Source organism: Amycolatopsis sp. NPDC005003, assembly GCF_053600695.1.
This window is the reverse complement of record NZ_JBSGAI010000002.1, coordinates 56,672-80,734: the sequence shown is the minus strand read 5'-3', so window position 1 is coordinate 80,734 and position 24,063 is coordinate 56,672. Positions and strand designations below refer to the sequence as shown.

Here is a 24,063-nt window from a genome sequence, read left to right as displayed (position 1 = left end):
ATGCCCCCGACCACCCGGACCCGCCGTGGCGCCCTGCTGGTGGCCGCCGCCGCGGCGTCCGTCCTGCTGACCAGCGCCTGTTCCGGCGCCGCCGCGCCGTCCACGAAGGACGCCGCGGCCGCGCCCGGCAAGGACGACAAGCTCACGCTCACCGTGTACTCCAAGTTCACCGACCGCGAGTACGGCGTGGTCACGGCCGGCCTCAACAAGCTCAAGGCGAAGTTCCCGAACATCGAGATCAAGCACGAGGGCAACCAGGACGACGACAAGCTCACCCAGTCGATCCGCGGTGGCAATCCACCGGACGTCGCGATCTCGTTCTACACCGACAACCTCGGCGCCTGGTGCTCCACCGGCAGCTTCCAGGACCTCAAGCCCTACATCGAGCGCGACAAGATCGACCTGAACCAGATCCCGGACGCGGTCCGCAACTACACCGAGTACCAGGGCAAGCGGTGCGCGATGCCGATGCTCGCGGACGTCTACGGGCTCTACTACAACAAGGACATGTTCGCGGCGAAGGGCGTCACCTCGCCGCCGAAGACCACCACGGAACTGTTCGAGGCCGCCAAGAAGCTGACCGAGTTCAACCCGGACGGCTCGATCAAGGTCGCCGGCTTCCTGCCCTCGATGCCGTTCTACGCCAACCAGGCCCAGTACTGGGCGCCGAACTTCGGCGCGCCCTTCCTCGGCCCGGACGGCAAGTCCGACCTCGCCACCAACCCCGGCTGGAAGGCGATGTTCGAGTTCCAGAAGCAGCTCATCGACTTCTACGGCGGCCACGACAAGGTCGAGCAGTTCAAGGCCGGCCTCGGCGACGAGTACTCCGCCGACCACGGCTTCCACAAGGGCAAGCTGGCGATGATCTACGACGGCGAGTTCCGCACCGCGTTCCTCAAGGACCAGGCGCCGAACGTCAACTACGGCACCGCCCCGGCCCCGGTGCTCGACAGCATGGCCGACCACTACGGCGGTGGGTTCACCACCGGCACGATCATCGCGATCCCCAAGGGCGCCAAGAACCCCGGCGCCGCGTGGGAGCTCATCAAGCAGGTCACCCTGGACACCGACACCCTGGTGGACATGGCCAACGGCCTGAAGAACGTGCCCAGCACGAAGGCGTCGCTGACCTCGCCGAAGCTGGACCTGCAGCCGCAGTTCAAGACGTTCCTCGACATCTACGACAGCGGCAAGCTGGTCGCCAACCAGACCACCCCGATCGGCGACGCGCACCTCAAGGCGGTCAACGACTTCGCCGAGAAGTGGCAGGCCGGTTCGGTGCCGGACCTGACCGCGGGCCTGGCCAAGGTCGACGCCCAGATCGACGACGAACTGAAGCAGAAGGGCGCGGGCGGATGACTCTGTCCGATGGGGTCTCGGCGGTAACGAGTACCTCGCCCCGCACGCTCGCTGTCGAAACCGACGGAACCCCGTCCGCGCCGAGCAAGGCGCGGGCGGGGGCCCGCCGGGCCAAGCGCCGCCGGACCGTCCTGTTCTTCATGGCCCCGGCGTTCCTCGGGTTCCTGATCTTCTTCGGCTACCCGCTGATCGCCACGGTGTACTACTCCTTCACCCGCTACGACCTGATCAACCCGCCGCAGTTCATCGGCTTCGACAACTACGTCCGGATGTTCACCACCGAGCCCCTGGTCGGCACGGCCGCGTACAACACGCTGTGGCTGGTGGTCGTCCTGACGGTCTGCCGCGTGGTGTTCTCCCTCGGCATCGCGTCGGTGATCTCGCGGCTCAAGTCGGGCGTCGGCCTGGTCCGGACGCTCTGCTACCTGCCGACGCTCGCCCCGCCCGCGGCGGCCACCCTGGCGTTCGTCTTCGTGTTCAACCCGGAGTTCGGCCCGGTCAACCGGTTCCTGCGGCTGGTCGGCATCGACGGCGGGCTCTGGTTCAACAGCCCGGCGATGTCGAAGCCCGCGCTGACGCTGCTCGCGCTGTGGGGCTCCGGCGAGCTGATGATCATCATCCTGGCCGCGCTGCTGGACGTCCCGACCGAGCAGTACGAGGCCGCCGAGCTCGACGGCGCCGGCCCGATCCGCCGGTTCTGGCACGTCACGCTGCCCTCGATCTCGCCGGTGCTGCTGTTCGGCGTGGTCAACTCGATCATCTACGCCCTGCAGTTCTTCACCCAGGCGATCGTGGCGGCCTCGGCGAGCGCGGGCACGGCGGACGTGGCCGGAAACTCGAAGCTCATCGGCGCGCCGCAGAACTCGACGCTGACGTACCCGATCTGGCTGTACGTCCAGGGCTTCCGCTACTTCAACATGGGCTACGCGGCGGCGATGGCCGTCCTGTTGTTCATCGTGAGCTCCGGCTTCACGTGGATCCTCGTGCGGCAGCTCCGGAAGTCCCAGCACCAGGAGGAGGGCGCATGACCGCGCTGGCCGAAGCGCCGCAGCGCGCGGCGGGTGTACCGCCGAAGGTGCGGTTCAAGCGCAACTGGGACAAGCGGCTGTCCTACATCGCCACCCACGCGATCGGGATCGCCCTCGGCGTGATCTTCATGCTGCCGATCCTGTTCGTCTTCCTCACCGCGGTGATGAAGAGCGACCAGGCGATGACGGCGAGCCTGTGGCCGACCGAATGGCACTTCGAGAACTTCGTCAAGGTCTTCCAGAAGGCGCCGCTGCTCGAATACTTCGGCAACAGCCTGCTGTATTCGGCCCTGGCCACGGTGGGTGCGCTGCTTTCGGCGATCCCGGCGGCGTACGCGCTGTCGAAGCTCAAGTGGCGCGGGCAGAACCTGTTCTTCATGCTCACGGTGGCGGCGATGCTGCTGCCGCCGCAGGTCACCGTCGTGCCGCTGTACGACCTGTGGGTGCGGCTGGGGCTCACCGGCACGCTGGTGCCGCTGATCGTGCCGTACTTCTTCTTCGACGCGTTCTCGATCTTCCTGCTCCGGCAGTTCTTCCTCACCATTCCGAAGGACTACCTCGAAGCGGCGAAGATCGACGGCTGCAACGAGTTCCAGGCGATGTACCGCGTGCTCATCCCGATGGCCAAGCCCGGGATCGCGGCCACCGCCATGTTCTGCTTCCTGTTCACCTGGAACGACTACTTCGGGCCGCTGCTCTACACCGGCGAGAACCAGGACCACTGGCCGCTGTCGCTGGCCATCGCCTCCTTCCGCGGCATGCACCACGTCGAGTGGAACATGACGATGGCGGCGACCGCGCTGATCATGGCGCCGGTGATCGTGCTGTTCGTGTTCGCGCAGAAGTCGTTCGTCAAGGGCATCACGTTCACGGGGGTCAAGGGATGAAGCTGGCAGTCGTCGGTGGCGGGTCCACCTACACGCCGGAGCTGATCGACGGGATCGCCGGCCGCCGGTCCACTTTGGACGTCGACGAGATCGTGCTGGTCGACCCGGACGCCTACCGCGTCGAGGCGGTCGGCGGGTTCAGCCAGCGGCTCCTCTCGCATGCGGGCCACCCGGCGAAGGTGCGGACGACGCAGTCGCTGGAAGAAGGTGTCGACGGCGCTTCCGCGGTGCTGATCCAGCTGCGCGTCGGCGGGCAGCGGGCGCGGCGCTCGGACGAGACGTTCCCGCACGCCTGCGGCTGCGTCGGCCAGGAGACGACCGGCGCGGGCGGGCTGGCGAAGGCGCTGCGCACGGTCCCGGTGGTGCTCGACATCGCCGAGCGCGTGCGCAAGATCGCGGGCGACGACACGTGGATCGTCAACTTCACCAACCCGGTCGGCATCGTCACGCGTGCCCTGTTGAACGAGGGCCACCGCGCGGTCGGGCTGTGCAACGTCGCCATCAACCTGCAGCGGCAGTTCGGGAAGCTGCTGGGCGTCGGCGCGGACGACGTCCAGCTCGTCCACACCGGGCTCAACCACCTGAGCTGGGAGCGCGGCGCGCTCGTCGACGGCGTCGACCGGCTGCCCGAGCTCCTCGAACAGCACCTGGACTACCTCTCGAACGAAGTCAGCGTGCCGGAGAAATGGCTGCGGCGGATGAACGTCGTGCCGTCGTACTACCTGAAGTACTTCTACGCGCACGACGAGCAGGTCACCAAGCAGCGCACGGAGCGCCCGCGCGCGGACGTCGTCTCCGACGTCGAGGAGGAACTGCTGAAGATCTACCTCGACCCGGAGCGGAACACGAAACCGGAGTCCCTCGAGAAGCGCGGCGGCGCGTACTACTCCGAGGCCGCCGTGCAGCTGGTGCACGCGCTGACCGCGGGCGGCCCGGCCGAGGAGCACGTGGTGAACGTCCGCAACGACGGCACCTTCCCGTTCCTGCCGGACGACGCCGTCATCGAGGCGCGATCCACTGTGGACTCCTCCGGCGCCACGCCGATCCCGCAGCCGCCGGTCGAGCCGCGGTTCTCCGGGCTGATCGCGGCGACCACGGCGTACGAGTACCTCGCGCTGGAGGCGGCGCTGAAGGGCGGCCGCGACCGTGTGGCCGACGCCCTGCTCGCGCACCCGCTGGTCGGTCAGTACAGCAAGGCCGACACGCTCGCCGATTCGCTGGTGCAGATCAACCGCGAGTACCTGCCGTGGGCGCGCGGATGAAGCCTGCAGTCATCGCGATCGACGGCGGCAACAGCAAGACCGAGGTCCTGGTGATCTCGGAAGACGGCGTGGTGCTGGGGAAGTCCAGGGGCCCCGGCGCGTCGCCGCAGAACATCGGCGTCGCGGGTTGTGTGGCGGCGCTGGAGGAACTGGTGCTCGAGGCGTACCCCGCGTTCGGCACGCGGCCGGAAGCGGTGCACACCTCCGCGTACCTGGCCGGGCTCGACTTCCCCCGGGAAGAAGAGGTGCTGCACGCGGCGCTGGCGGCCCGCGGCTGGAGCGACACCCTGACCGTCGGCAACGACACCCTCGCGCTGCTGCGGGCGGGCAGCGCGGGGGTGGGCGTCGCGGTCGTCTGCGGCGCCGGGATCAACGGCGCCGGCGTCGGGCCCGACGGCCGCGTGCACCGCTTTCCCGCGCTGGGCAAGATCTCCGGCGACTGGGGCGGCGGCTACCGGCTCGGTGAGGAGGCCCTGTGGTGGGCCGTCCGGGCCGAGGACGGCCGCGGCCCACGGACGGCGTTGATGCCCGCGGTGGCGGCGTACTTCGGGAAGCCGACACTGCTGGACGTCGTGCAGGGCCTGCACTTCGAGGAGATCGATCCCGTGTCGATCCACGGCCTCTGCCCGCTGCTGTTCGAAGTCGCGGCGGCCGGGGACGAGGTCGCGCAGGACATCGTGACGCGGTTCGTCGAGGAGGTCAGCGTGTTCGCGGCGGTGATCCTCCGCGAGCTGGACCTGACCGAGGACGCGCCGGAGATCGTGCTCGGCGGCGGCGTGCTGACCGGCGTCGGCGCGCCGGTGATCGCGGAGATCGAGAAGCGGTGCCTGAAGGTGGCGCCGCGCGCGGTGGTCCGCGTCGTCGACGTGAACCCCGTGGTGGGGGCCGCCTTGTTCGGCCTCGACACGCTGGGCGCGCCCGAGGCCGCGAAGGCGGCGCTCAAGGCGGCGACCCAGCGCGAGTAAGAGGGTGGTCACCTTGTCGTGAGTGGTAAGTCGGGTTCTAACCCGACTTACCACTCACGACCGGCCGCGGCAGACCTCCCTAGGCCGGGACGATGACCTCGCCGGTCTCCAGCAGCGACTTGAGGTCCGAGAGCACCCAGGCCCAGCCGCCGCCGGCGTTCTCGCCCGGCCCGGCGTCGATGTCCTCCATCTGCCCGCTGACCAGCGCGGCGGTGTTCGGGGCGCCGGTGACGTCGTGGGTGATGGTGAGCCGGGTGCCCGCCGTCTTCGTTTCTTCGATGTCGTAGGTGAGGGTCGTGTACGGCTCCTCGACGAGTTCCGGGCTCATCAGCAGTTTCCAGGTGATGACGAGCTTGCGCGGCGGATCGACTTCGAGGACTTCGCCGTCGACGAGGTCGCCGGTGAACCCGGCGTCGATGAACTCCTGCGTCGGGCGGGTGCGGTGCTTGCCGCCGACCTTGAGGTCGAAGTCGGCGAGGCCGGTGTAGCCGTACTTCCGCGTCCACTCGGGCTTGGTGATGGCCTCCCAGATGCGCTCCGGGGTGGCCTTGATGTAGACGCGGTGGACCTGCACGGTGTTCGTCATGGTTCTTCGCCTTCCAGCTCGTTCTTGAGATCGAGGAGCGCGGTGACCTGGCGCTCGGTGTACTTGTCGATCCACCGGTCGTGGATCTGGCGGATCGGGACCGGGTTGAGGAAGTGCCGCTTCTCGCGGCCTTCCTTCCGGGCGACGACGAGGCCGGCCTCCTCGAGGAGCTTCAGGTGCTTCATGACGCCGAAGCGGGTCATCTCCACCTGGGTCTCCAGCTCGGTGAGCGTGCGGCCGTCACGCTCGAAGAGCAGGTCGAGCAGGAACCGGCGGGTCGGATCCGCCAGCGCCTTGAACACCAGGTCGTCGTCGGGCACGTCAGCGAGAATAGGTGACCAAAAGGTCACATGTCAACGTGCGACGAAGGCCGCCCCCTTTCCCGGGGACGGCCTTCGGACGCGGCTAGACGACCAGCGACAGCGGCAGGATCAGCGCGATCGCCACCACGGAGATCAGCGTCTCCATCACCGACCAGCTCTTCAGCGTCTGACCGACCGAGAGCCCGAAGTACTCCTTGACCAGCCAGAACCCGGCGTCGTTGACGTGCGAGAAGAACAGTGACCCGGCACCGATCGCCAGCACCAGCAGCGCGCTGTGCGACGGGTCCATGGTCGCCGCGAGCGGCGCCACGATGCCCGCCGCGGAGACGGTCGCGACCGTGGCCGAGCCGGTCGCCAGCCGGATCGCCACCGCGACCAGCCAGCCGAGCAGCAGCGGCGACAGGTTCGCGTCCTTGGCCAGGCCGGTGATGACGTCGCCGACACCGGCGTCGACCAGGGTCTGCTTGAACCCGCCGCCCGCGCCGACGATGAGGATGATCCCGGCGATCGGGCCCAGCGACTCACCGACCACAGTGGACAGCTTTTCGCGGCCGAGCCCGGCCGGGCGGCCGAGCAGGACCATGCCCACCAGAACGGCCGCGAGCAGCGCGATCAGCGGGTCGCCGACGAAGTCGAGGATCTTGCGGACCTGGCTGTCCTTGGCCAGCAGGATGTCCGAGAGCGCTTTCGCCAGCATGAGCACGACCGGCAGCAGCACCGTCGTGAGCGTCGCGGCGAAGCTCGGGCGCGGCTTGTCCGTGCCGGCGCGTTCCGGGATCAGCCGCTCGGGGGCGACGGCGTCCGGCACCAGCCGCGCCGCGACCTTGCCGAACAGCGGGCCCGCGACGACCAGCGTCGGGATGCCGACGAGCAGGCCGAACGCCAGCGTCACCCCGACGTTCGCGTTCAACGCCCCGGCCGCGGCGAGCGGGCCGGGGTGCGGCGGGACCAGGCCGTGCAGCACCGAAAGCCCGGCCACCGCGGGAATTCCCAGCAGCATCAACGGTTTCCCGGTGCGCTTGACCGCGAGCAGCACCACCGGGATGAGCATGACGAGCCCGATCTCGAAGAACATCGGCAGCCCGATCAGCGCCGCCACCAGCGCCATCGCCCACGGGAGCGCGCCGCCGCGGGCCTTGCCGAGCACGGTGTCGACGATCTGGTCGGCGCCGCCGGAGTCGGCCAGCAGCTTGCCGAGCATCGCGCCGAGGGCGATCAGGATGCCGACGGAGGCGACCGTGCTGCCGACTCCGGTCGTGAAGCTCTTGAGCAGCTTGTCGACCGGCATCCCGGCGGCCAGCCCGAGCGCGAGCGAACCGAGCACCAGTGACAGGAACGGGTGCAGCTTCACCTTCGTGATCAGCACGACGATGACCGCGATGGCGACGACGGTCGCGACGATCAGCCGGGTGGAGTGGCCGGTCCAGCCGGCGGCGAGGACGGCGTTCACGCGTGCTCCCGGAAGGCGGTCAACACGGCCTCGGTGATCTCTTCCGGCGTGCCGCCGGTGTTGTCGAAGACGGCGCCTGCCTCGTCCGGCTCGAGGGGTTCGAGGTCGGCGAGCTGCGAGTCCAGCAGCGACACCGGCATGAAGTGGCCCTTCCGGGTCTTCATCCGCTCGGCCAGCTGCGCCCGGTCGCCGTGCAGGTGGGCGAACCAGACGTCGCCGCCGCCGCGCAGGACGTCGCGGTACCGGCGCTTGAGCGCGGACGACGTCACGACACCGCCGGTGGCCTGGTGGTCCCGGATCCAGCCGGCGATGGCTTCGAGCCAGGGCGCGCGGTCGGAGTCGGTCAGCGGCGTGCCGGCGGTCATCTTGTCGATGTTGGCCTTCGGATGGAACGTGTCCGCTTCCGCGTACTCGACGCCCAGCGCCTCGGCGACTGCCGTGCCGATCGTCGTCTTCCCGGAGCCTGACACCCCCATCACCACGATGACGGTCATCCGCACCTCCCACTTCGTTGTGCCCAGGTGAGTGAAACTCAAAAGTACTACTTATTCAAGATGAAGTACTACTTAATCGAGCCAGATCGTTAGCCTCGGCGGGGTGAAGCACGAGGAAGTCCTGGACAAGCTGGGTGCGGAGATCGCGAACGGCTCGCTGCCGCCGGGCACGGTACTGCGTTCCGAAGAGCTGCAAGAACGCTTCGGCGCCTCGCGGACCGTGGCCCGCGAAGTCGTCCGTGTGCTGGAGACGATGCAGCTGACCACCAGCAAACGCCGGGTCGGCGTGATCGTCCGGGAGCCTGCGGAGTGGAACCACTACGACCCGCGGCTGATCCGCTGGCAGCTCGACGGCCCGGCCCGCCCGGCGGCGCTGGCCACGCTGAACGAACTCCGGTCGGCGATCGAGCCGTGCGCGGCGCGGTTCGCGGCGCTGCGCGCGACGCCGGAGGAACGCGGCCGCCTGGGCGCGCTGGGGGAGCGGCTGGCGCGCACGGCCCGGGCGCGGGATCTGCGGGCGTTCCTCGGGTTCGACATCGCTTTCCACGACCTGCTGCTCTCGGCGTCCCGCAACCCGATGTTCGGGCAGCTGTCGGAGGTCGTCGCGGAGGTCCTCACCGGCCGGACCGGGCACGGCCTGATGCCGCCGGAACCCCAGCCCGAGGCCGTGGCGCTGCACGCGGCGGTGGCCGCGGCGGTGGCCGCCGGGGACGCGGACCGGGCGGAACGCGCGATGCGCGACATCGTCGTCCAGGCCCGGGAGGAGATCGCCGCCCTGGTGGCGGAGGGCGGTTCCGAGGCCGAGTAGCCTCCTCGGCGGTACTGGACTTTTCTCCGCCGGGGGGCCTGGGTGAGCGCGGCACGCGCGATCGGACTGGTGTTGGGCGTGGCGGCCGACGGCGTCCTCGGCGACTCCCGCCGTCGTCTTCCGGTGACGGTGTTCCGCCGGCTCCCGCACCGCTCGGGTGCCGTGGTCGCGGGTGCGCTCGTCGCGGGCGGGTCGGTGCTGGAGCGGGCGAGCCGAGGCCGCCCGCTGCTGCAGGCGTCGGCGACGGCGGTGACGACGTGGGCGGTCCTGGGCGCGGCGGGCTTGGCCCAGCAGGGCACCGAACTGGCCCGCGACCTGGAGGAGTGCCGCTTCGAGCCGGCCCGGGCCACGCTGTCCGAGCTGGACCCCCGGGTCGCGGACGGCCTGGGCGCGATCGCGCTGTCCCGGGCATCGGTGGAGACGCTGGCGGAGAACACGTCCGACGCGGTGGTGGCGCCGTTGGTGTGGGGAGCGCTGGCGGGCGTGCCGGGCCTGCTGGGCGCCCGGGCGGTGAGCCTGCTGCGCCGCTCGCGCGCGGGTCGCCGCGGCCACTGGGCGGTGGACCGCGCGGACGAGCTGGTCCACCTGGTGCCGACCCGCGTGGCGGCGGCGTTGACGGTGCTGGCGGCGCCGGTGGTGGGCGGGTCCGCGGGCGGGGCGTGGCGCGCGTGGCGCCGGGACACGATCGCCCACCCGAGCCCCAACGCGGGCCGGGTGGAGGCGGCCTTCGCCGGAGCGCTGGAGATCCGCGTCGGCGGGCGGACGGTGTATCCGCACGGGGTGCTGGAGCTGCCGGTGCTCGGCGTGGGCCGGAACCCGGACGCGGGCCACGTGACGAGGGCGGTGGAGCTGTCCCGAGTGGTCGGCTGGCTGGCCGCGGCGACCTCGGTGGGGGTCGCCCTGGTGACGGCACTGTGGCGGCGTTCGAGCTGACTCAGCCCCGCCGCCGCAGCTGGGCCAGCGCCTCCTCGTCCAGCGGCCCACCCCGCTCGGCCAGCCGGGCCCCGATCCGCGCCCGGTCCTCCGCCGTCCGGTTCCCCCCGAACTTGAACTTCGCCCGCACCCCGGTGATCGTGAACTCGATCCCCCGGATCCCCGGCAGCAACCGCCGGTCCGCGGACTCCGGTGCGGCGCTCACCGGCGCCCGGGCGCCGTCCGGCTCGAAGTGGCGCAGCTGCCGGTCGAGCAGCGCCGCCTTCTCCGCCGCGTCGTCGACCAGGCGCACGTCCCCCTCGAGCTGCACCGTCGCGTAATACGACGTCGGCACGCCGAGTGCCGGGTCGCCGGTCGCGTTCCAGTCGGCGCGGATGTAGGTGTAGTCGCCGATCGCCGTCAGCAATGCTCGCGGGTGCTCCTCCAGCAGCGGCCAGATCGGGTTGGGCCGGGCCAGGTGCGTGACGATCGTGCGGTCGCCGTCGAAGGCGAAGTGCGCCGGCGTCACCACCGGGAGGTCGCGGCCCCGGCCGCCGGCGATGAGCTGGCCGAAGTCGTGCGCGGACAGCCACTCCCGCCACTCGGCATCGGAAGAAGCGTCCCACGGGTGGATCAGCATGGCTCGAGTATCGCCGCCGCAAGTGGCCTCGTCAGAGGGCCATTTGCGGCCTACTTCTGATGGCCACTTTCGGCGCGTTCGTCTTCCGCCAGGATCTCCGCGACGGACTTCCGCCGCGCAGGCACGGAAGACCCGGACGACTCGGGAGAACCGGAGGACAGCGCCCCGCCCGGCTTCAGCTCACGCACGGTGAAGTACAGCCAGCCGAGCAGCGCCATCGCGCCGAACGCGATCCACTGCAGCGCGTACGACAGGAACGGCCCCGAGTCCGTCTGCGGCAGCGGCAACGCGCCGAGCACGCCGGGCTGGCCGACGTCGAGCTGGAAGTAGCCCGGCCGGATGTCGAGCCCGCCCGCCCGCGCGACGACGCGAGAGTCGACGACGTAGCTCTGCAGCCGTCCGCCGGTGGAGGCGTCGGCGAAGGCGTCCCGGTTCTTGGGGTCGGTCTCGTCGGCGCGCACCCGGGCCGTCACGGAAACGGTCCCGGCCGGCGGCGGCGCGAACGGCAGCGCGCCCGACTTGCTGTCCAGCCGGACGTAGCCCCGGTCGATCAGCACGATCGTGCCGTCCGTGGTCCGCATCGGCGTCAGCACCTCGAAGGCGCCCTCGCCCTGGACCGTCCGCAGCCGCGCGATGACTTCCTTGCCCGGTAGGTACTGGCCGGTGATGGAGACGAGGTGCCATTCGGTGTGCTCACCGGGCACGCTCCCCGGCGGCAGCAGCTGCGCGAGCGGCACCGGCGCCGCGGTGAACGACGTCTCCAGCGCGGCGTTCTGCTGCTCGCGCTCGGTGTTGCGGCTGAACTGCCACGGCGAAAGCAGCGTGAAGCAGCAGACGGCGAAGGTGAACACCACCGCCGTCAGAGCCAGCCACCCGGGCCGGAGCAGGAACCGCAACCGCACCCCACCACGGTAGCCCGTGCCGCCGGCCGGCCCGCGCGGGCTGTGACCTCTACCGCGGCGAACGCACCCAATCCAGCAAACCGGGCACCGCGCGCTCGATCATGCCGAGGACGTCTTCGAAGCCGTCGTCACCGCCGTAGTAGGGGTCCGGCACCTCGGCGCCCTCGGGGGCCGACGGGTCGAACGACCGCAGCAGCCGCACCTTCGCCGGGTCCTCGACCCGCGCGCGCAGGAATTCGAGGTGTCCCTCGTCGGCGGCCAGCAGCAGGTCGGCGGCCAGGTCCTCATCGGACACTTCGGACGCGACGTGGGCGGAGGGGTAGCCGTGCGCCTTCAGCGTCGCGCGGGCGCGCTTGTCGGCGGGCTCCCCGGCGTGCCACGGACCGGTGCCCGCGCTGGTCACGCGGACGGCGTCGGCGAGACCGGCGTCGGCGAGCTTGGCCCGGAACACCAGCTCGGCCATCGGCGAGCGGCAGATGTTGCCGGAGCAGACGAAGACGATGTGCGTCACACCCCGAGCGTAACCACCGGGTTCACCCGGTCACCCGCCCGCTCGGCGGTATCCGCGGCCCGCGACCCGCACTTAGCGTCGATCGGGCGAGGACGCGAACCGGAAGGAGAGCGATCATGCACGGGTGCTGCTCGAAGTGCACCGGCCAGGGCTGCGGCTGCTGCGGCAACTGCAACTGATCCCACCCGGCGCCGCGGCGGCCCTGACGCCGCCGGGGCGCCGCTAGCCCGCCGTGCAAATCGCCGACGTCGCTTCGCCGAGGGCGCGGGCGTGCAGGGCGTCGAACCGGTGCCGGAGATCCACCACGTCCGCCGTCACCAGCTGCCGGACCGGACAAGACCGCGCCGCCCGGGCCGGCACCGTCGCCGCCAGCTCCGTCAGCAGGCCCGTGTTGAGCCCGTCGATCACCGGGCGGATCTGCCCGAGGTCCGGGCGGGTCGTCGGCGCCTCCGCGGGGTGGGCGTCCCAGCGGGCGTAGAGGCCGCGCTGCACCAGCTTGTTCGCCTCGATCTGGGCGTGGAAGAACCGCACCGCGTCCGCCGGGTCGAGGCCGAGGCCCGGGGCGCGCGACGCCACCGAGTCGTAGATCTGCTGTTCCCGCACCGGGTCGTCGATCGGTGCCGGCGTGCCGTACTTGGCCGCCGCCACCCGGTCGGCGATCGCGACGCGCTGGGCGGCGAGGTCGGTGAGCCGCCACAGGGCCGGGCCCGAAGCCGAAGCGGGGGCGGAGAAGAGGAGGGACGCGGCGAGGACCGCCGTCACCGTGACGAGCAGGGACCGAAGGCGCATGGCTCCGGACGGTACATGCGAAAATCACCGCGTGTCCGCGCCCTCCGCCATTGCCGAAGTCATCTCCGTGCTGGAACGGGCTTACCCGCCCGAGCTCGCCGAGTCGTGGGACGCCGTCGGCCTCGTCTGCGGCGACCCCGCCGAACCCGTGCGCCGGGTGCTGTTCTGCGTCGACCCCGTCGCCGAGACCGTCGACGAAGCCGCCGAGCTCGGCGCGCAGCTGATCGTCGCGCACCACCCGCTGCTGCTGCGCGGGGTGCACGGCGTGCCCGCCGACACCGCCAAGGGCTCGCTGGTGCACCGGATGATCCGCGAAGGCATCGCCCTCTACTGCGCGCACACCAACGCCGATTCCGCCGACCCCGGCGTCTCCGACGCGCTCGCGCGGGCGATCGGGCTGCGCGTGACCGGGCCGCTCGAGCCCAAGGCGGACGGCGTCACCGGCATCGGCCGGATCGGCGAACTGCCCGAGCCCGAGCCGTTCGCGGCGTTCGTCCAGCGCGTCGCCGACGCCCTGCCCTCGACCGTGCCCGGCGTGCTCGGCGCGGGCGACGCCGGCCGCCCGATCCGCACCGTCGCCGTGTCCGGCGGCGCCGGGGACTCCTACCTGAAGCAGGCCACCGAGGCTCGTGTCGACGCCTACGTCACCGCCGACCTGCGGCATCACCCCGCCGGCGAGCACCTCGCGGGCCGGGGCCCGGTGCCCGCGCTGGTCGGGCTGACCCACTGGGCCAGCGAGTGGCCCTGGTGCGGGCAAGCCTCGGCGCTCGTGGCGCAGGCGTTTGCGGGTAACGTCGACGTTCACGTGTCCACGCGGTGCACCGACCCGTGGAACGTCCGCGCCGAGCGCACATCTAGCTAAGAGGAGCACCGTGAAGGCCGAACCCGCCGTGCAGCGCCAGTTGCTCGAGCTCGCCAAGGTGGACGCCGAGCTCTCGCGCACCGCGCACCGCCGCCGCACCCTGCCCGAGCTGGCCGAGATCGACGCGGGGGAGAAGACCGTCCGCGAGCGCCGCGACGCGCTCGTGTCGGTGGAGACCGCCGCCTCCGACCTCGACCGCGAGATCGCCCGGCAGGAGAAGGAGATCGAGTCGGTGCGCGCCCGCGAGGACCGCGACCGCAAGCTCCTGGCGTCCGGCACGGTCAACTCCAAGCAGATGACCGACATCGAGCACGAGCTGCAGTCGCTGGAGCGCCGCCAGACGGCGTTGGAGGACGACCTGCTGGAGCTGATGGAGCAGCGCGAGGCCCTCGGCCTGGACGCGCAGCGCACCGGCGCCGAGGTCGACAAGGCCGAGGCCGAGGTCGCCGCCGCGATCGCCCGCCGCGACGAGGCGTTCAAGGACCTCGACACCACCCGCGCGCGCCGCGCCGAAGACCGCGAGAAGCTGGTGCCGCGCTTCCCGGAGCCGCTGCTCAAGCTGTACGAGCGCGTCCGCGAGCACAAGGGCATCGGCGCCGCGCTGCTGCGGGCCCGCCGGTGCGGCGCCTGCCAGCTGGAGCTGGACCGCAACACGGTGAACGAGATCAAGGCCGCGCCGGAGGACGACGTCATCCAGTGCGAGAACTGCGGCGCGATCCTGGTCCGGACCCTGGAGTCGGGTCTGTGACGTCACACGTCATCGTCGAGGCCGACGGCGGCTCCCGGGGCAACCCCGGGCCCGCCGGGTACGGCGCCGTGGTGAAGGACAGCGACGGCCAGGTGCTCGCCGAGCGCAAGGAAAGCCTCGGTGTGGTCACCAACAACGTCGCCGAGTACCAGGGCCTGATCGCCGGCCTGGCCGCCGCGGCCGAGCTGGGTGCGTCCACTGTGGACGTCCGGATGGACTCGAAGCTCGTCGTCGAGCAGATGTCCGGACGCTGGAAGATCAAGCACCCGGACATGCAGCCGCTGGCCGAGCGGGCCAAGGAGCTGGCCGCGGGCTTCTCGCGCGTCAAGTACGAGTGGATCCCGCGGGCGCAGAACTCCCACGCCGACCGGCTCGCCAACGAGGCCATGGACGCGGCGACCGGCAAGCCCGCCGCCGGCCGGCCCGGCACCGCGGCGGCCGCGGACCGGGCCACCACCCTGCCCAAGCTGCCGACCCGCAAGCCCGACCGCGCGGCGGTGGCCTGGACCGGCGCGAAAGGCACGCCGACCCGGCTGCTCCTGCTGCGCCACGGCCAGACCGAGATGTCGGCGTTGCGCCGCTACTCCGGCCGCGGCGACGTCCCGCTGACCGAACTGGGCCGCACGCAGGCCGCCGCGGCGGCGAAGCGGCTGGCCGGGATGGACGGCCTGGTCGGCAGTGGCGTGGCCGGCGCGGCGGTCCCGATCATCTCCTCGCCGCTCACCCGCACGAAGCAGACCGCGCAGGCCGTCGCCGACGCGCTCGGCGGCCGCGTCGAGACCCACCCCGGCCTGATCGAGACCGACTTCGGCGCGTGGGAGGGCCTGACGTTCGCCGAAGCCGCCGACCGCGACCCCGAACTGCACCGGTCGTGGCTCGGTGACAGCTCGGTGCCGCCGCCCGGCGGGGAGAGCTTCGACGTCGTCCACCGGCGCGTCCGGAAGGTCCGCGACGAGCTCATCGCCGAGCACGGCGGCAGGACGTTGGTGCTGGTCAGCCACGTGACGCCGATCAAGACGCTGCTCCGGATGGGCCTCGACGCCGGGCCGCAGCTGCTGTTCCGGCTGCACCTGGACCTGGCGTCGCTGTCGATCGTCGAGTTCTACCCGGACGGGAACGCCTCCGTCCGGCTCGTCAACGACACCTCGCACCTGGCCTGACCCGCTGAAATGTGGGGTGGATCACGCTCAAGCCCGACGCGTGGCCGACCCCGGATGGGGTATTGGCTACAGTGTCTCGACCGCGTCGCCGCGGTGGCGGACCCGGCTCCCGGGTCCACTAAGGGGGCGCCAGCTCGCGCGTATCCCACCGGCAGAAGCCTGCGGGCGGAACAGTGACGAGGACATGACGGCTAGCGCACTCACCGAGACCTCCCCGAGCGACGTGCCCGAGGACCCGGCCACCACCACGGCCACCCGCGGCTGGGGCGCGCGCCTGGCGCCGGTGCTGGCCGTGCTCGCCGGCGTCGCGGCCGTCGCCGTCCACGCGACCCGCTACGGCCACTGGATCGTCGACGACGCCGCCATCACCTTCTCCTACGCCCGCAGCTTCGCCGACGGCCTCGGCCCGGTGCTGCAGCCGGGCGCGCCGCCGGTCGAGGGCTTCTCCGACCCGACCTGGATGGTGCTGCTCGGCCTCGGCAAGCTCGTCGGCCTCTTCGACCACGGCGCCCTCTTCGGCATCCCGGACTACGTCCTGTTCCCGAAGGCGCTGGGCCTGCTGTTCACCGGTGGCGTCCTGACGGCCTGCCACATCGCCGCCAAGCAGATCTTCACCCGCTTCGCCTGGCTGGCGACGCTGATCGCCGGACTGACCCTGGCGACGATCCCGTCGTACGTCATCTGGGTCGTCTCCGGCCTGGAGAACTCGCTGTTCGCGTTCGCCGTGGTCACCCTGGCCGTGACGCTGTTCGTGTCGGTGCAGCGGGACAAGCTGCTGACGCCGAAGGTCGCGCTCTGGGCCGGGGTCATGGTCGCGTTCGCCGCGCTGACCCGCCCGGAAGGCCTGATCTACGCGGGCGCGTACCCGCTCGCGGCGCTGTTCCTGCTGCGGTCCGGGCTGTTCTGGAAGAGCTTCCGGCTCGCGCTGCTGTCGGTGGCGGCGTTCGCGGTGCCGTTCGGCGCGTACGTCGTCTGGCGGCACGCGGAGTTCGGGCGGCTGCTGGCCAACCCCTCGGTGGCGAAGCAGCAGGGCCTGCCCGGGTTCGACGCCGTCAAGCGGCCGTTCGAGCTGGTCGGGTACGCGGGCTGGGCCGGTGTGGTCGTGCTCGCGCTGGTCATCGTGTTCGCGCTGGTCAAGGCGCCGTGGCGGCGTTCGCTGATCGCGCTGCTGGTGCCGCTGGGGCTGGGGATCGTCGCGTACGGCGTGATGGTCGCCGACTGGATGTACCAGCACCGGTTCGCCAGCCCGATCTGGCCGCTGGCGGTCATCGCGGGCACGCTTGCGGCCGGTGAGCTGCTGCGCCACCGGCAGGCGCTGCTGCGCGTCGGCGTCGTCGTGGTGCTGGTGGGCGCGTTCGTCCCGTCGGCCGTCGGCTTCGCGGCCGCGGCGAACAAGTTCGCGAAGAACCCGAACATCACGGCGTGCCTGGTGGCCGACCGCTTCGGCCGCGGCTTCAACACCTACGCGGACATCCTGGGCCTGCAGAAGGCTTCGCTGCTGCTGCCGGACCTCGGCGGCTCGTCGATGACCAGCCGGCTCGAGCTCGTCGACATGGCGGGCCTGGTCAACAAGCCGATCGCGGACCTGGTGCACGACAACGACCTGGCCGGCCTGCGCGACTACGTGTTCGACACGGTCAAGCCGACCTTCATCCACTCGTGGGGCCCCTGGGCGGCGGGCAACGGCATCGCCCTCGACCCGCGCTTGGACCGCGACTACGTGCTGATCTATTCGTCGCCGATCGAAGGCCTCCGCAACGGCGACTGGGTGCGCCGCGACGTGGCCACGGACCCGGCCAAGCTCAAGGCGGCCCAGGACTACGCGGCGAAGACGATCCCCGAGGTGGCGGCGGACCGGTTCGGTGGCCCGCTGGACGACTGCGGCGCGACGATGAAGCCGGGCCAGACGATCACGATGCCCAGCTGAGGCCCAGCCAGAGCGCGACGGTCGCCGCGGCCAGGCTCAGCGGGGTCGTGAGCGCCCCGAGGACGTGGAACGTCCGGAAGGAAGGCGGCTTCGGGAGCGTCCGGCGCCACAGCAGGGTCGCCAGCGAGCCGAGGTAGCTCGCGTTCGGGCCGATGTTGACGCCGAGCAGCACCGCCAGCAGCACGCCCGGCGCGGGGTGCGGGCCGAGCACCGACAGCAGGATGAGCGTGGCGGGCAGGTTGTTGACCAGGTTGGCCAGCAGCGCCGCCACCCCGGCCGCCACCAGCAGCTCGACCAGGCCCGTCGAGGTCGGCAGGACCTCGCGGAGAACGCCACCGAGGACGTGCTCCGACACCGCCTCGACCACCACCGCCAGGCCCAGGACGAACAGGCACAGCTGCGGTGCCGCCTCGGTGACCAGCTGCCACGGCCGGATCTTGCCCTGCGCGATGGCCCGCACGCCGAGGATGAGCGCGGCCAGCGCGGCGATCCAGACCGGCTCGACGTGCCCGAGCTGCCCGACCGCGAACCCGGCGAGCGTCAGGCCGAGGATGACGAGGGCGAACGTCGGCGTCTCGAGGTGCTGCCGCGGTTCGGGCGTCTCGCGCGGCCGCAGTTCGGTCTTGAAGAACCACAGGAACACGACCAGCTCGATGCCGATCGTGACGAGCCACGGCAGGGCCATCAGCGCGGTGAACCCGGCGAAGGTCAGCCCGGACGCGGCGAAGGCCAGCAGGTTCGTCAGGTTCGACACCGGCAGCAGCGTCGACGCCGAGTTGGCCAGGTGCGCGCAGGCGTAGACGTGCGGCCGCGCGGGCAGCTCGAGGCTGGTGGCGGTGGCCAGGACGACCGGCGTGAGCAGCACGACGGTGGCATCGAGGCTGAGGATCGCGGTGACCCCGGCCGCGGCGGCGAAGGTGAGGACGAGCAGCCGCCGCGGCCGCCCGTGACACGCCTCGGCGAGCCGGTTGCCGAGCCAGGCGAAGACGCCGTCCACACTGGCCAAAAAGGACAAAAGCAGAATGGCGGCCAGAAAGCCCAGCGTGGGCAGGATTTCGACGGCCCGCGCCCCGGCCGCGGCGGGGTGCACGAGCCCGAGCACCAGCGCGATCCCGGCGGCGGGCACCGCGGCGACGGCTTCGGGCCACCCCCGCGGCCGCACGATGGCGAAGACGAGCACACCGGCCAGGAGCAGCAGGCTGGCCGCGCCCGCGAGGAGATTCACGCGTTCACGCTAACCGCGCCCGGTTTTTGTCGGTGCCACCGGGTAGCGTGGAAAACGGGGGGCGCCCCCGCGGGCGGGAGTCCAAACCGGACTGACCGCCTGAAGGTGAGGTCCGGATCACCGGCTCGGCGGTTGTCCCGCCCGGCCCATGCAGGCCTGGCCAAGCTGCGCTGCCCGAGCTCGCGCCACCCCGGAACGGCTCAGCGGTCGGCCGCGCGCTGTGCTGCCCGCCGGTGCCGCCCCGCCCGAGCGTCCGCGACCCCGGGCTCGGCGATCGGCCGCGCGCGAGGCTGCCCACGAGCGCCGCCCCGCCCAAGCGTCCGCGCCCCCCGGCTCAGCGACCATCCACCCGCTGCGAAGACTTCGCCAGCGCCCCACCGAGCTCCGCCCGCCCGGGGATCCCCAGCTTCCGGTACGCACCCGACAAGTGCAGCTCCACCGTCCGCCGCGTCAGATGCAGGGCGGTTGCGATCTCGCGGTTCGTCAGGCCCTGCGCCGCCATCACCGCGATGCGGTTCTCCTGCCGGGTCAACCCGTGCTCGTTGTCCTTCGCCGGCGTCAGCGCGCGGCGGGCCGAGCGCAGCTCCTCCGCCGCCCGGCGGGCCAGTGGCCGGGCTCCGCACTGCTCGCTCAGCTCCACCGCCTGCCGCAGCGTCTCGATGGCCTTTTCGGACTGGCCGTGCCGGGCCTGCAGCGTCCCCAGCTCCGTCAGCGCCGTCGCCAGCTGCAGCCGCGCCGGCGACGAACGCAGCGTCGTGATCGCCTTCTGCAGCGCCCGCTCGGCTTCGTCGTCCTCGCGCACCAGCCCGAGCGTCGTCAGCGCCGTGCCCAGCGGCCGGGCCGCGCCCCAGCGAGCCGAGGCGTTGATGTCCTCTTCGGCCAGGCGGGCGGCGTCGTCGGTCTGGCCGAGGGCCAGCGCCGCCCGGGCCGCGTGCGCCCGCCACGGCACGAACCCCGGGAACCGCATGCCGTGGTGCGCCAGCCGCCGTCCGCAGCTCAGCAGGTCCTCGAACCCGAAACGCGTGTACCCCGTCGCGACGCGCAGACGCCCCCGCGCGTACAGGAGGTACGTGTGGGTGAACAGGCCCTGGCTGGCGACGAAGTCCATCCGGTCCAGCAGCGACGTCGCCGCCTCGAACCGGCCGAGGTCCACCCAGCACTCGACCAGCTTCGCCGCGCACAGCACGCCGACCGGGCAGATCGTCGTCGCACCGCGCTCGTCGAACCGGCGCAGCAGCGACTCGAAGTGGACGCTCGCGCGCTGCAGGTCGCCGCTGGCCTGCAGGGCGATCCCGCGGGCCAGGGTGGGCAGCGCGCCGTGCGGCACGTGCACGTCCCACGGCTCACGTTCGACGTCGAGGACCCGGCACAGCCGGTCGACGTGCGCCGGCTCGTCCGCGAGCACCGCCGTCGCCAGCGTGAAGAAGTAGTGCTGCTCGAACAGCTCGCCGCCGTCGCTGGTCCGCTCCGGGACGCTCCGGGCCGGGGGCTGGGCTCCCGCTTGGCTCAGCGCGTCCGCGAAGTGGCCGACGGCGTCCTGCGCCGACTCGCCGCTGCGGACGGCGTCCAGCGCCAGCAGCGCCGAGCGGCTCCGCTGGGCCGCCGGGTCGGTCAGCGGCGCCCACTGCTCCTCGAAGTCGCGGAACTCCGGGGGCGGGCCGAGCCGGCTGCCGGCTTCGGCGAGGTAGGTCATGCACAGCAGCGGCCAGACGGCGTCCGGGCCGCCCGCGTCGAGCCGCGCCGCGATCTGGCCCGCCGCGCTGATCCCGAGCCGGGCGTCCTGGCCGCCGCAGAGCGAGAGCAGCATCGCGGTGGCGATGTACGCGGCCGTCTCGCGGTTGCCGACCGTGTCGACCGCTTCCCGCACCCGCTTCGCCGCGCCGGGCGGGTCGAACTGGAACTCCGCGTGCGCGAGCTGCAGCAGCACGGCCATCCGGCGCCCGGACGTCAGCCGCTCGTCCAGCGCCCGGCGCAGGTGCCGGGCGGCCAGCTCGGGCCGCGCGGAGAACACGGCGTCGCGCGCGCTCAGCCGCAGCACGTCCACCGCCCACGGGATCCGGATCGACGTCGCTTCCAGCAGGTGGGCGGCCACGCGCTCGGGCGGCGCCCCGGCCTCCGTCAGCAGCTTCGCCGCCCGGGAGTGGTTGACCGCCCGCGTGGTCTGCGGCATGTCCTTCAGCAGCGAGTTGCGGACGAACGAGTAGGTCAGCGTCGGCTGGTCGCTGTTGTTCAGCACGTGCAGCCGGACCAGCGTGTCGATCGCCTGCAGCGCGTCGAGCTCGTCGACGCCGGCCAGCCGGGCCAGCAGGTCGAAGCCGGCGTCCTCGCCGAGGATCGCCGCCGCGTGCAGGATGGCCGGGGCGTGCGGGAACTCCTGGACCCGCGTGGTGAGCACCTGCCCGATCAGCGACGAGCCGAGCTCGTGCGGGTCCGCGCCGGGCAGCAGCCGCGGCCGCAGCGCCTGCAGCAGCACCGGGTTGCCGCCGGTCGCCTCGCGGCAGGCGGAGGCCAGCTCGCCGGGGGCGAGGCCGAGGATCTCCGCCGCGGCCGCGTCGCCGAGGCCGTTCAGCGTGATCGTGAGCGGCGTGCTCCCGACCATGTCCAGCAACGCGACCTCGCGGTGCTGGGGGTAGCCGATGACGGACGTCAGCACGAGCAGCACCGGCCGGTCGAGCACGCGGTTGCGGAGGTAGGCCAGGCACCGCATGGACCAGGCGTCGGCCAGGTGGATGTTGTCGATCCCGACGAACAGCGGCCCGCGGTCGGTCGCGTCGCGGACGATCCGGAAGAAGAGGTCGAGCGCCTCGCTCTCGCCGGCGGCCCCGCACAGCTCGGCGACGGGCGGGCGCGGCGGTGCCCCCGGCTCCTCCAGCGCGTCGGCCAGCTGGCGGACGAGCCCGCCGGCCAGGTGGCTCTCCAGCCGCGATCCGGTGGCCGTCGCGACGGTGAAGCCGGCGTCGGCGGCGAGCGCCGCGGCGGTCCGCAGGGTGGCGCTCTTGCCCATGCCGAACTCACCGGCCAGCACCGCACTGGCGGCCGTGCCGCCCAGCACGACCGGGAAGAGACCGGTCAGGCGGCCGAGCTCGGGCTCGCGGCCGGGGAGCCGCGGGGCGGGACGCTTCGGTACCGAAGCCCCGCTGGCGGGGTGCTCGGGATTTACTTCGGTATCCACCGTAAGGACTTTCATGTTGGGTTGGGGCAGACTACTGGAAACCGGCCGACCACGGGAGACACCGCGGAGTGCGGCCGGTACCGGCCACGACCTGACCAGGGGAGACGATGGACGCAGCGGATGCGAACCGGATCTTCCCCGTAGCCGGCCGCGCCCCGCAGAGGGTCGTGACATCCGCGGCTTCGCCGCGGGCCGGGGGCTCCGCCACCCGGACCCCCGCAAGTGTCGTGACATCCGCGGCTTCGCCGCGGGCCGGGGGCTCCGCCACCCGGACCCCCGCAATAGTCGTCGTGGCCACCCCGAGCGCGAGCAGCAGGAGCGGCCCGGCCGCCGGCCCCCGCAGGGCCGCCGCCCCGGCCGACTTCCGGCGCCGGGCCGCACCGTCGCCCGGCGGCAGGTAGCCGAGCCGCACCGCGTCCGCCAGCGCGCCGGCCACCGGGGTGAACCCCGCGACCCGGCCCCGGCAGCGGGCGCAGCCGAGCAGGTGGGCCTCGAACTCGTCCGGATCGTCGTGGACGCCGAGCCCGTAGGCCGCGGCGTCCCCCTTCCGCCCGCTCATCGGATCGTCACTTCCCCGAGCGCCTTCCGCAATTGCCGCATCGCCGTGTACAACCGCGATTTGACGGTTCCCTCCGGAATTCCGAGAATTTCCGCCGCCTGCCGAACGGTGTTTCCGGCGAGATAAGTCTCGTAGATGACAGACTGATATTTGGCGTCCAGTTCCCGCAATGCCCTGGTAATCGTTAGCGCGGCTAACGAGCTGTCCGTGCGGTCCGTGGACTCGGCGTTTTCCGGGATCTCCAGAGCGACCTCCTGCGGGCGGACGCGGCGATTCCTCCAGCCGTCGATGACGATCCGCCGGGCCACCGTGAGCAGCCATCCGCGCAGCATTCCGGGCTCGCGCTCGAGGGTGTCGGAGTGCTGCCAGGCACGGATCATGGTCTCCTGCACCACGTCTTCCGTCCACTGCCGGTCATGGTTGGTCAGGCTCAGGACCTGCGCAAACAGGGTTGCGCGGAAGTCCTTGTAGAGCAGTGGGACGAAGTCGTCCCCGGTGGCGGGGCCGGTGTCGACCGCGGTCGCGGACGACGCGTAGCCGACCTGGCCGCGACTTTCTCTGCCCGGTGCTTCCATAAAGCTCGCAACCTCACCTGACTGGCGGACCGTGGGGTCATCGGAGCGTAGCGCAAAATCACTTAATAGGCCATATGTATTAGTTTCCCGACCCAATTCGACGGAGCATCGACGACGCACGCGGCGGACCGGTTCACAATGTGTCTTGTGATACACGTCACAGGTCACTAAAAGGTGACGGCGAGAACCGGACCACACCTTCGCCCCGTAACAGGAGGTGAGGACTCCTTTGCGAAGGGACAACGGGGATGCCGCTCCGATTCGTGGCGTTGCTGGCCGCCGCGACCGCGCTCGTGCTGGGCTGCGCGGTGCCGGCGTCGGCCGGGGAACTGCAGCAGACCGACCGCGCCCTGCTGACCCGGCTCAAGCAGCACACGCTGTGGGCCGTGCCGTCGAGCAGGCTCGCCGTCGACCGGGCCACCAACCGGCGCGTGCGCGCGGTCGCCGTCCGCATCGCCGACGACCAGGCCCGCCTCGACGTCGCCCTGCGCGCGGTCGCCGACCGGCTCGCCGTCACCCTCCCGGGGGAGCCGACCGACCAGGAACGCGCCTGGGCCGACGAGATCGCCGCCGACTCCGGCGACGCGTTCGACCGCGCCTACGTGAACCGCCTCCGCGCCGAGTACGGCACGCTCTTCGGGCTCGCCTCCGACGTCCGCGCGGGCACCCGCGACGACGACGTCCGCGCGTTCGCCCAGACCGCCGTCGACACTTCGCTCGGGCACCTGACGCTGCTCGAGAGCACCGGCCTCGCCGAGACCACGTCCCTGCTCGTCTCCGCCACCGAGGACGACACCCTCGGCGGCGGTGCCATCGCCGCCGGTGCCGTTCTCGTGGCCCTCGCCGCCGTCGCCACGTTCGGCCTGCTCCGCCTGCTCGGAACCCCCGGCAGGCCCTCGCCGCGCACCCGGAGGTAAGC

At 71.8% G+C, this 24,063-nt stretch carries 24 protein-coding genes; 12 read left to right on the top strand and 12 right to left on the bottom strand.

The features are described from left to right. The 5 genes from ACWED2_RS02760 to ACWED2_RS02740 are packed head-to-tail and all read left to right on the top strand — an operon-like array spanning position 1 to position 5,501. Complete coding sequence (locus tag ACWED2_RS02760) at positions 1-1,359, top strand: extracellular solute-binding protein (protein WP_449688711.1); 1,359 nt, start codon at positions 1-3, stop codon at positions 1,357-1,359. Next, a complete protein-coding gene (locus tag ACWED2_RS02755; protein ID WP_449688710.1) occupies positions 1,356-2,387 on the top strand; it encodes a carbohydrate ABC transporter permease in 1,032 nt (343 codons plus the stop codon). Before ACWED2_RS02760 ends, ACWED2_RS02755 begins: the two co-directional genes overlap by 4 nt. After that, positions 2,384-3,274, top strand: coding sequence for a carbohydrate ABC transporter permease (locus tag ACWED2_RS02750; protein WP_449688709.1), 891 nt, complete (start codon positions 2,384-2,386; stop codon positions 3,272-3,274). Before ACWED2_RS02755 ends, ACWED2_RS02750 begins: the two co-directional genes overlap by 4 nt. Then, a complete protein-coding gene (locus ACWED2_RS02745; RefSeq protein ID WP_449688708.1) occupies positions 3,271-4,536 on the top strand; it encodes a 6-phospho-beta-glucosidase in 1,266 nt (421 codons plus the stop codon). The genes ACWED2_RS02750 and ACWED2_RS02745 overlap by 4 nt, the downstream gene beginning before the upstream one ends. After that, positions 4,533-5,501: an N-acetylglucosamine kinase gene (locus tag ACWED2_RS02740; RefSeq protein WP_449688707.1), complete on the top strand. Its 969-nt coding sequence runs from the start codon at positions 4,533-4,535 to the stop codon at positions 5,499-5,501. Before ACWED2_RS02745 ends, ACWED2_RS02740 begins: the two co-directional genes overlap by 4 nt. Before the next feature lie 79 nt (positions 5,502-5,580). Here ACWED2_RS02740 and ACWED2_RS02735 read toward each other — a convergent pair whose 3' ends face one another. The 4 genes from ACWED2_RS02735 to ACWED2_RS02720 all read right to left on the bottom strand — a co-directional run bounded on the left by ACWED2_RS02735 (position 5,581) and on the right by ACWED2_RS02720 (position 8,354). Beyond that, positions 5,581-6,087: an SRPBCC domain-containing protein gene (locus ACWED2_RS02735; RefSeq protein WP_449688706.1), complete on the bottom strand. Its 507-nt coding sequence runs from the start codon at positions 6,085-6,087 to the stop codon at positions 5,581-5,583. Continuing rightward, positions 6,084-6,407: an ArsR/SmtB family transcription factor gene (locus ACWED2_RS02730; protein ID WP_093948599.1), complete on the bottom strand. Its 324-nt coding sequence runs from the start codon at positions 6,405-6,407 to the stop codon at positions 6,084-6,086. The genes ACWED2_RS02735 and ACWED2_RS02730 overlap by 4 nt, the downstream gene beginning before the upstream one ends. Positions 6,408-6,492: 85 nt before the next feature. Beyond that, a complete protein-coding gene (locus ACWED2_RS02725; RefSeq protein WP_449688705.1) occupies positions 6,493-7,860 on the bottom strand; it encodes a GntT/GntP/DsdX family permease in 1,368 nt (455 codons plus the stop codon). Further along, positions 7,857-8,354: a gluconokinase gene (locus ACWED2_RS02720; RefSeq protein ID WP_449688704.1), complete on the bottom strand. Its 498-nt coding sequence runs from the start codon at positions 8,352-8,354 to the stop codon at positions 7,857-7,859. Before ACWED2_RS02720 ends, ACWED2_RS02725 begins: the two co-directional genes overlap by 4 nt. Positions 8,355-8,457: 103 nt before the next feature. On the opposite strand from ACWED2_RS02720, the gene ACWED2_RS02715 reads away from it, so the two are divergent. Both ACWED2_RS02715 and ACWED2_RS02710 read left to right on the top strand, forming a co-directional pair. Continuing rightward, on the top strand, positions 8,458-9,162 hold the full coding sequence (locus tag ACWED2_RS02715; RefSeq protein ID WP_449688703.1) for a FadR/GntR family transcriptional regulator: 705 nt from the start codon (positions 8,458-8,460) through the stop codon (positions 9,160-9,162). A gap of 42 nt (positions 9,163-9,204) precedes the next feature. Continuing rightward, a complete protein-coding gene (locus tag ACWED2_RS02710) occupies positions 9,205-10,095 on the top strand; it encodes a cobalamin biosynthesis protein CobD/CbiB (protein WP_449688702.1) in 891 nt (296 codons plus the stop codon). A 1-nt stretch (position 10,096) separates the two neighbouring features. Here the strand turns inward: ACWED2_RS02710 and ACWED2_RS02705 are convergent, their stop codons facing one another. The 4 genes from ACWED2_RS02705 to ACWED2_RS02690 form a co-directional block, all read right to left on the bottom strand. Then, positions 10,097-10,714, bottom strand: coding sequence for an FMN-binding negative transcriptional regulator (locus ACWED2_RS02705; RefSeq protein ID WP_449688701.1), 618 nt, complete (start codon positions 10,712-10,714; stop codon positions 10,097-10,099). Between the two features lie 50 nt (positions 10,715-10,764). Further along, entirely contained in the window at positions 10,765-11,616 is an 852-nt protein-coding gene (locus ACWED2_RS02700) for an SURF1 family cytochrome oxidase biogenesis protein (protein WP_449688700.1), read from the bottom strand. A 49-nt stretch (positions 11,617-11,665) separates the two neighbouring features. Continuing rightward, a complete protein-coding gene (locus tag ACWED2_RS02695) occupies positions 11,666-12,127 on the bottom strand; it encodes a low molecular weight protein-tyrosine-phosphatase (protein ID WP_449688699.1) in 462 nt (153 codons plus the stop codon). 222 nt (positions 12,128-12,349) lie between these two features. Next, complete coding sequence (locus tag ACWED2_RS02690) at positions 12,350-12,916, bottom strand: chorismate mutase (RefSeq protein ID WP_449688698.1); 567 nt, start codon at positions 12,914-12,916, stop codon at positions 12,350-12,352. 31 nt (positions 12,917-12,947) lie between these two features. Between ACWED2_RS02690 and ACWED2_RS02685 the strand changes: the two genes are divergently transcribed. The 4 genes from ACWED2_RS02685 (at position 12,948) to ACWED2_RS02670 (ending at position 17,613) form a co-directional block, all read left to right on the top strand. Then, positions 12,948-13,778, top strand: a complete 831-nt coding sequence (locus ACWED2_RS02685) for a Nif3-like dinuclear metal center hexameric protein (RefSeq protein WP_449688697.1) — start codon at positions 12,948-12,950, stop codon at positions 13,776-13,778. 10 nt (positions 13,779-13,788) lie between these two features. Next, positions 13,789-14,526 carry a zinc ribbon domain-containing protein gene (locus ACWED2_RS02680; protein ID WP_449688696.1) on the top strand — a complete coding sequence of 246 codons (738 nt, stop codon included), beginning with the start codon at positions 13,789-13,791 and terminating at the stop codon, positions 14,524-14,526. Continuing rightward, a complete protein-coding gene (locus tag ACWED2_RS02675) occupies positions 14,523-15,686 on the top strand; it encodes a bifunctional RNase H/acid phosphatase (RefSeq protein ID WP_449688695.1) in 1,164 nt (387 codons plus the stop codon). Before ACWED2_RS02680 ends, ACWED2_RS02675 begins: the two co-directional genes overlap by 4 nt. Before the next feature lie 184 nt (positions 15,687-15,870). Beyond that, a complete protein-coding gene (locus tag ACWED2_RS02670; protein ID WP_449688694.1) occupies positions 15,871-17,613 on the top strand; it encodes a hypothetical protein in 1,743 nt (580 codons plus the stop codon). On the opposite strand, the gene ACWED2_RS02665 is transcribed toward ACWED2_RS02670, so the two are convergent. The 4 genes from ACWED2_RS02665 to ACWED2_RS02650 all read right to left on the bottom strand — a co-directional run bounded on the left by ACWED2_RS02665 (position 17,597) and on the right by ACWED2_RS02650 (position 23,144). Continuing rightward, a complete protein-coding gene (locus ACWED2_RS02665) occupies positions 17,597-18,838 on the bottom strand; it encodes an SLC13 family permease (RefSeq protein WP_449688693.1) in 1,242 nt (413 codons plus the stop codon). The genes ACWED2_RS02670 and ACWED2_RS02665 overlap by 17 nt on opposite strands. Before the next feature lie 334 nt (positions 18,839-19,172). Beyond that, positions 19,173-22,010 (bottom strand): AAA family ATPase, encoded by a 2,838-nt coding sequence (locus ACWED2_RS02660; protein WP_449688692.1) that lies wholly within the window; start codon positions 22,008-22,010, stop codon positions 19,173-19,175. A gap of 31 nt (positions 22,011-22,041) precedes the next feature. Beyond that, complete coding sequence (locus tag ACWED2_RS02655) at positions 22,042-22,569, bottom strand: hypothetical protein (RefSeq protein WP_449688691.1); 528 nt, start codon at positions 22,567-22,569, stop codon at positions 22,042-22,044. Beyond that, complete coding sequence (locus tag ACWED2_RS02650; RefSeq protein WP_449688690.1) at positions 22,566-23,144, bottom strand: sigma-70 family RNA polymerase sigma factor; 579 nt, start codon at positions 23,142-23,144, stop codon at positions 22,566-22,568. Before ACWED2_RS02650 ends, ACWED2_RS02655 begins: the two co-directional genes overlap by 4 nt. Positions 23,145-23,392: 248 nt before the next feature. On the opposite strand from ACWED2_RS02650, the gene ACWED2_RS02645 reads away from it, so the two are divergent. Further along, positions 23,393-24,061 carry a DUF4142 domain-containing protein gene (locus tag ACWED2_RS02645; RefSeq protein WP_449688689.1) on the top strand — a complete coding sequence of 223 codons (669 nt, stop codon included), beginning with the start codon at positions 23,393-23,395 and terminating at the stop codon, positions 24,059-24,061. Positions 24,062-24,063: the final 2 nt, after the last annotated feature.

Excerpts from the sequence above, each read along its gene's own strand:
- ACWED2_RS02760 (WP_449688711.1), top strand. The coding sequence starts at position 1 with ATGCCCCCGACCACCCGGACCCGCCGTGGCGCCCTGCTGGTGGCCGCC.
- ACWED2_RS02755 (WP_449688710.1), top strand. The coding sequence starts at position 1,356 with ATGACTCTGTCCGATGGGGTCTCGGCGGTAACGAGTACCTCGCCCCGC.
- ACWED2_RS02750 (WP_449688709.1), top strand. The coding sequence starts at position 2,384 with ATGACCGCGCTGGCCGAAGCGCCGCAGCGCGCGGCGGGTGTACCGCCG.
- ACWED2_RS02745 (WP_449688708.1), top strand. The coding sequence starts at position 3,271 with ATGAAGCTGGCAGTCGTCGGTGGCGGGTCCACCTACACGCCGGAGCTG.
- ACWED2_RS02740 (WP_449688707.1), top strand. The coding sequence starts at position 4,533 with ATGAAGCCTGCAGTCATCGCGATCGACGGCGGCAACAGCAAGACCGAG.
- ACWED2_RS02735 (WP_449688706.1), bottom strand. The coding sequence starts at position 6,087 with ATGACGAACACCGTGCAGGTCCACCGCGTCTACATCAAGGCCACCCCG.
- ACWED2_RS02720 (WP_449688704.1), bottom strand. The coding sequence starts at position 8,354 with ATGACCGTCATCGTGGTGATGGGGGTGTCAGGCTCCGGGAAGACGACG.
- ACWED2_RS02705 (WP_449688701.1), bottom strand. The coding sequence starts at position 10,714 with ATGCTGATCCACCCGTGGGACGCTTCTTCCGATGCCGAGTGGCGGGAG.
- ACWED2_RS02690 (WP_449688698.1), bottom strand. The coding sequence starts at position 12,916 with ATGCGCCTTCGGTCCCTGCTCGTCACGGTGACGGCGGTCCTCGCCGCG.
- ACWED2_RS02670 (WP_449688694.1), top strand. The coding sequence starts at position 15,871 with ATGACGGCTAGCGCACTCACCGAGACCTCCCCGAGCGACGTGCCCGAG.
- ACWED2_RS02655 (WP_449688691.1), bottom strand. The coding sequence starts at position 22,569 with ATGAGCGGGCGGAAGGGGGACGCCGCGGCCTACGGGCTCGGCGTCCAC.
- ACWED2_RS02650 (WP_449688690.1), bottom strand. The coding sequence starts at position 23,144 with ATGGAAGCACCGGGCAGAGAAAGTCGCGGCCAGGTCGGCTACGCGTCG.
- ACWED2_RS02645 (WP_449688689.1), top strand. The coding sequence starts at position 23,393 with ATGCCGCTCCGATTCGTGGCGTTGCTGGCCGCCGCGACCGCGCTCGTG.